Here is a 5149-nt window from a genome sequence, read left to right as displayed (position 1 = left end):
CTTTGGGATAACTTCAGGAAACTGGGGCTAATACCGGATAGGAACTCTTGCTGCATGGTGGGGGTTGGAAAGTTTCGGCGGTTGGGGATGGACTCGCGGCTTATCAGCTTGTTGGTGGGGTAGTGGCTTACCAAGGCTTTGACGGGTAGCCGGCCTGAGAGGGTGACCGGCCACATTGGGACTGAGATACGGCCCAGACTCCTACGGGAGGCAGCAGTGGGGAATATTGCACAATGGGCGGAAGCCTGATGCAGCAACGCCGCGTGCGGGATGACGGCCTTCGGGTTGTAAACCGCTTTCGCCTGTGACGAAGCGTGAGTGACGGTAATGGGTAAAGAAGCACCGGCTAACTACGTGCCAGCAGCCGCGGTGATACGTAGGGTGCGAGCGTTGTCCGGATTTATTGGGCGTAAAGGGCTCGTAGGTGGTTGATCGCGTCGGAAGTGAAATCTTGGGGCTTAACCCTGAGCGTGCTTTCGATACGGGTTGACTTGAGGAAGGTAGGGGAGAATGGAATTCCTGGTGGAGCGGTGGAATGCGCAGATATCAGGAGGAACACCAGTGGCGAAGGCGGTTCTCTGGACCTTTCCTGACGCTGAGGAGCGAAAGCGTGGGGAGCGAACAGGCTTAGATACCCTGGTAGTCCACGCTGTAAACGGTGGGTACTAGGTGTGGGGTCCATTCCACGGATTCCGTGCCGTAGCTAACGCTTTAAGTACCCCGCCTGGGGAGTACGGCCGCAAGGCTAAAACTCAAAGGAATTGACGGGGCCCCGCACAAGCGGCGGAGCATGCGGATTAATTCGATGCAACGCGAAGAACCTTACCTGGGTTTGACATGGATCGGGAGTGCTCAGAGATGGGTGCGCCTCTTTTGGGGCTGGTTCACAGGTGGTGCATGGCTGTCGTCAGCTCGTGTCGTGAGATGTTGGGTTAAGTCCCGCAACGAGCGCAACCCTCGTTCACTGTTGCCAGCACGTTATGGTGGGGACTCAGTGGAGACCGCCGGGGTCAACTCGGAGGAAGGTGGGGATGACGTCAAGTCATCATGCCCCTTATGTCCAGGGCTTCACGCATGCTACAATGGCCGGTACAAAGAGTTGCGAGCTTGTGAGAGTGAGCGAATCTCGGAAAGCCGGTCTCAGTTCGGATTGGGGTCTGCAACTCGACCTCATGAAGTCGGAGTCGCTAGTAATCGCAGATCAGCAACGCTGCGGTGAATACGTTCCCGGGGCTTGTACACACCGCCCGTCAAGTCATGAAAGTCGGTAACACCCGAAGCCGGTGGCCTAACTGTTGGGGGAGCCGTCGAAGGTGGGACTGGTAATTAGGACTAAGTCGTAACAAGGTAGCCGTACCGGAAGGTGCGGCTGGATCACCTCCTTTCTAAGGAGTTTTTTGTGAGTGGAGTGTTGGCGTCCTGCCTGTGTGGGTGGGGTTGAGGGCATACTGTTGGGGTTCTGGGGTATCACATGTGTGGTGGCCTGGTGCGGTGCCATGGTGCGTGCGTGAGTGTGTGGTGTGGTGGTCCGTGTGGTGGTTGAGAACTGTATAGTGGATGCGAGCATCTTTGTTTTTTGTGTGACTTGTGTTGTGCAAGTTGTGTAGTGCGATCGGTGGATGCCTTGGCACCAAGAGCCGATGAAGGACGTTGTGACCTGCGATAAGCCCTGGGGAGTTGGTGAACGAGCTGTGATCCGGGGGTGTCCGAATGGGGAAACCTGGAATGTCCGGAGTTGTGTCCGGTGACCCTGCCCTGAATGTATAGGGGTGTGGGAGGTAACGCGGGGAAGTGAAACATCTTAGTACCCGTAGGAAGAGAAAACAAGTGTGATTCCGTGAGTAGTGGCGAGCGAAAGCGGAGGAGGCTAAACCGTGTGTGTGTTCAAGCCGGCAGGTGTTGCATGTGCGGGGTTGTGGGGGCCTTGTGGTTCTGCTGCCGCAGGATTGGCCAGTGAGAAATGTTGCGTGAAGGTGAAGCGTCTGGGAAGGCGTACCGGAGTGGGTGAGAGTCCCGTAACTGTGAGCGTGGCACTGGTGTGGGGTTGCCCCAAGTAGCGTGGGACTCGTGGAATTTCGCGTGAATCTGGCGGGACCACCCGTCAAGCCTAAATACTCCTTGGTGACCGATAGTGGATGAGTACCGTGAGGGAAGGGTGAAAAGTACCCCGGGAGGGGAGTGAAATAGTACCTGAAACCGGTCGCATGCAAGCCGTCAGAGCCTTGTGGGGTGATGGCGTGCCTTTTGAAGAATGAGCCTGCGAGTTAGTGATGCGTGGCGAGGTTAACCCGTGGTGGGGGAGTCGTAGCGAAAGCGAGTCCGATAAGGGCGTGAGTCGCGTGTTCTAGACCCGAAGCGGTGTGATCTATCCATGGCCAGGATGAAGCGTCGGTAAGACGTCGTGGAGGTCCGAACCCACTTCAGTTGAAAATGGAGGGGATGAGTTGTGGATAGGGGTGAAAGGCCAATCAAACACCGTGATAGCTGGTTCTCCCCGAAATGCATTTAGGTGCAGCGTTGCGTGGTTCTTGTCGGAGGTAGAGCACTGGATGGTCTAGGGGGCTTATCGGCTTACCGAAATCAGCCAAACTCCGAATGCCGGCAAGTGTGAGCGTGGCAGTGAGACGGCGGGGGATAAGCTTCGTCGTCGAGAGGGAAACAGCCCAGATCATCAGCTAAGGCCCCTAAGTGGTGACTCAGTGGAAAAGGATGTGGAGTTGCGTAGACAACCAGGAGGTTGGCTTGGAAGCAGCCATCCTTGAAAGAGTGCGTAATAGCTCACTGGTCAAGTGATTCCGCGCCGACAATGTAGCGGGGCTTAAGTTATCCGCCGAAGCTGTGGCAACCGTATGGTTGGGTAGGGGAGCGTCGTGTCAGTGGTGAAGCTGCCGGGTGACTGTGTGGTGGAGTTGACGCGAGTGAGAATGCAGGCATGAGTAGCGTGTGACGGGTGGGAATCCCGTCCGCCGATTATCCAAGGGTTCCAGGGTCAAGTTTGTCTGCCCTGGGTGAGTCGGGTCCTAAGGCGAGGCCGACAGGCGTAGTCGATGGGTAACCAGTTGATATTCTGGTACCGGCGTGTCAGCGTCCGTGTCGAGGTGTGTGATGCTAAGCATGCGAGTCTGCCGTGGGGGTGTCTTTGATGCTTCTGTGGTTGGGTGAGTGTGTGAACCGATCATGTAGTAGGCAAGCTGCGGAGGGACGCAGGGAGGTAGCTCATCCCCGGCGATGGTTGTCCGGGGCTAAATGTGTGGACTGTCTGGTAGGTAAATCCGCTGGGCGTTGTAGTTGAGGCATGATGGCGAGCCTGCTGTGTGTGGGTGAGTGAGTGATCCTGTACTGTCGAGAAAAGCTTCGTGAGCGAGGTGGCATGTCCGCCCGTACCCTAAACCGACACTGGTGGATAGGTAGAGTATACCGAGGCGATCGAGTGAATCGTGGTGAAGGAACTCGGCAAAATGCCCCCGTAACTTTGGGATAAGGGGGACCTGAGCTGTGGCCCGCTTGTGCGGTGTGGTTGCGGTGAGGGGCGCAGAGACCAGGGGGAAACGACTGTTTACCAAAAACACAGGTCCGTGCGAAGTCGTAAGACGATGTATACGGACTGACTCCTGCCCGGTGCTGGAAGGTTAAGGGGAACTGTGAGTTGTTATGCGAAGCGGTGAACTTAAGCCCCAGTAAACGGCGGTGGTAACTATAACCATCCTAAGGTAGCGAAATTCCTTGTCGGGTAAGTTCCGACCTGCACGAATGGAGTAACGATTTCCCTACTGTCTCCACCATGAACTCGGTGAAATTGCATTACGAGTAAAGATGCTCGTTACGCGCAGCAGGACGGAAAGACCCCGGGACCTTTACTATAGTTTGGTATTGGTGATTGGGACGATTTGTGTAGGATAGGTGGGAGACGTTGATACTGTCACGCTAGTGGTGGTGGAGTCGTTGGTGAAATACCACTCTGATTGTTCTGGTTATCTCACTGTGGACCGTGATCCGGTTCAAGGACAGTGCCTGATGGGTAGTTTGACTGGGGCGGTCGCCTCCTAAAAGGTAACGGAGGCGCCCAAAGGTTCCCTCATCCTGGTTGGTAATCAGGTGGTGAGTGTAAGTGCACAAGGGGGCTTGACTGTGAGACTGACAGGTCGAGCAGGGACGAAAGTCGGGACTAGTGATCTGACGGTGGCTTGTGGACGCGCCGTCACTCAACGGATAAAAGGTACCCCGGGGATAACAGGCTGATCTTGCCCGAGCGCTCATAGCGACGGCATGGTTTGGCACCTCGATGTCGGCTCGTCGCATCCTGGGGCTGGAGTCGGTCCCAAGGGTTGGGCTGTTCGCCCATTAAAGCGGCACGCGAGCTGGGTTCAGAACGTCGTGAGACAGTTCGGTCCCTATCCGCTGCGCGCGGAGGAATCTTGAGGAGGGCTGTCTTTAGTACGAGAGGACCGAGACGGACTGACCTCTGGTGTGCCAGTTGTTCTGCCAAGAGCATGGCTGGTTGGCTACGTCGGGTCGTGATAACCGCTGAAAGCATCTAAGCGGGAAGCATGCTCCAAGATAAGGATTCCCATGGTTGATACCGGTAAGGTCCCCGAGAGACGATCGGGTTGATAGGCCAGGCGTGGACGCATCGTAAGGTGTGGAGCTGACTGGTACTAATAGACCGAGGACTTACACACGCAGTGTGTCACGCATATCGCATCCACTATACGGCTCCCAATCCCCACGTCAGGGATCGTGTCGAGTCACAAGCATTCACGCGTGGATGCCCCAAAGATTTTCCGGTGGCCATAGTGGAAGGGTCACACCCGGTCCCATCCCGAACCCGGTCGTTAAGCCTTCCAACGCCGATGGTACTGCACGAGGGATCGTGTGGGAGAGTAGGACGCTGCCGGAATCCATACAATAATGTGGGCCCCACCCCTGACAGGGGGTGGGGCCCACACCCTTTTCACCCCCGCGGGGGGTAGGTGTGTAACCTTTTCAGCCGGGGTGTGCAAGGCGGACACGCTTTTCACCCGCGGGTGGGGTCCAACACGCGCGTGTGCACACACCCACAAGACACGTGCACAGGGGACAGGGGGTGCCCCGCAACCCCCTCACCAACTCCAGACCCTCACTACCGAAACCCACCACCCCAACACCGCGA

3 rRNA genes are annotated in these 5149 nt (G+C 56.6%); all 3 read left to right on the top strand.

The features are described from left to right. A 16S ribosomal RNA gene (locus FYJ43_RS11850) occupies positions 1-1385 on the top strand; the annotation flags it as partial. 207 nt (positions 1386-1592) lie between these two features. After that, positions 1593-4679: ribosomal RNA gene (locus FYJ43_RS11845) — 23S ribosomal RNA — on the top strand. Between the two features lie 101 nt (positions 4680-4780). Continuing rightward, positions 4781-4897 (top strand): 5S ribosomal RNA (gene rrf, locus FYJ43_RS11840). Positions 4898-5149 lie beyond the last annotated feature (252 nt).

Source organism: Cutibacterium porci, assembly GCF_009696315.1.
Lineage (GTDB): Bacteria > Actinomycetota > Actinomycetes > Propionibacteriales > Propionibacteriaceae > Cutibacterium > Cutibacterium porci.
The sequence above is the reverse complement of the archived record's forward strand: the minus strand, read 5'-3'. Positions and strand labels throughout refer to the sequence as shown.